Below are 1,300 nucleotides of genomic sequence, written 5' to 3'. Positions count from 1 at the left end.
GTGTCAACACCGCCCCAAACTTGACCACCGTGGTCCGGCTGAAGCTGGACCACCTTGGTTTGGTTGATCTTTAGTTGTTGGTCTTGGTGGCTGCGGGGACGCGGCCGAGGTCGCGGTCTTTGAGTCGGTAGCTGTCGCCTTTGAGGGAGATGACTTCGGCGTGGTGGACGAGGCGGTCGATCATGGCTGCGGCGACGACGTCGTCGCCGAAGACCTCGCCCCACCTGCCGAAGGGTTTGTTGCTGGTGACGATCAGTGAGGCTCGTTCGTAGCGGTTGGACACGAGTTGGAAGAACAGGTTCGCGGCTTCGGCTTCGAAGGGGATGTAGCCGACTTCGTCGACGATCAGTAGCGGGATCCGGGCGAGTTTGACGAGTTCGTCTTGCAGGCGGCCGGCGTGGTGGGCGTCGGCGAGGCGGGACACCCATCCGGCGGCGGTGGCGAACGCGACCCGGTGTCCGGCCTGGCAGGCCCGGATCCCCAGGCCGATGGACAGGTGCGTCTTGCCGGTGCCGGGCGGGCCCAGGAACACCACGTTCTCCCGGCCGGTGATGAAGTCGAGAGTGCCGAGGTGGGCGATCGTTTCTCGCTTCAGAGAGCGTTGGTGCTCGAAGTCGAACTCCTCCAGGCTCTTGCGGGCCGGGAAGCGGGCGGCCCGGATACGGCCCTCACCGCCATGAGCCTCCCGGGCGGCGACTTCGCGTTGCAGGCAGGCGGCGAGGAACTCCTCATGCGTCCACGATTCCGCTCGGGCTCGCTCCGCCAACCTCTCGACGGAGGCAGCGAGAGACGGCGCCTTGAGTGCGCGGGTGAGGAACGTGATCTCCGATGCGACGTTGCGGCTGGTTTTGGTGGCCATCAGGCGGCCACCTCAACATCGAGGCCGAACATGCGGTCGTAATCGGCCAACTGGCGGTGCTCCACCTGCATGCTGCCCGCCGCCGCTGGTGTCTGCCGGGCTGCTGTTCGCAGATCGGCGGCGGCCTGGCGGTGAGCGGGATCGGTGATGCTCTGATGCTTGGCCCAGCACCGGTCATGCCGGGCGACGAGGCGGTTCTCGCAGAACACCTGCACCCGGTCGGCGTCGGCGACGGTGTGCACCCGTCGGCCCACCGCCGCCGGGTGCACCGAGTAGTCGTTGCTGTCCAACCGGACGTAATGATCCCGGGGCAGCCGGGTGCTCTGCCGCCAGCCAACCATCGGCGCGACCGGCGGCAGCGACAGCATCGCGGCCCGATCGGCGTCCCACCGGTCCACGGGTCGGCAGCCCAACGCCCGGTGTTGGCGGTTGTTCGCCCGC

Annotated in this window: 2 protein-coding genes; both read right to left on the bottom strand. The window is 67.6% G+C overall.

What is annotated here, in order from left to right:
* Positions 1-70 precede the first annotated feature (70 nt).
* Positions 71-859 carry an IS21-like element helper ATPase IstB gene (gene istB / locus B118_RS0124900; protein WP_028185295.1) on the bottom strand — a complete coding sequence of 263 codons (789 nt, stop codon included), beginning with the start codon at positions 857-859 and terminating at the stop codon, positions 71-73.
* The coding region (locus B118_RS0124895; protein ID WP_028193673.1) for a Mu transposase domain-containing protein at positions 859-1,300 on the bottom strand (442 nt) is incomplete at its 5' end. The genes B118_RS0124895 and istB, both read right to left, overlap by 1 nt.

The organism is Salinispora pacifica CNR114 (assembly GCF_000514775.1).
GTDB lineage: Bacteria > Actinomycetota > Actinomycetes > Mycobacteriales > Micromonosporaceae > Micromonospora > Micromonospora pacifica.
This window is presented reverse-complemented; position numbering and strand designations above follow the sequence as displayed.

Bases quoted from the DNA above. Each gene is read 5' to 3' on its own strand.
- istB (WP_028185295.1), bottom strand. From the start codon at position 859: ATGGCCACCAAAACCAGCCGCAACGTCGCATCGGAGATCACGTTCCTC.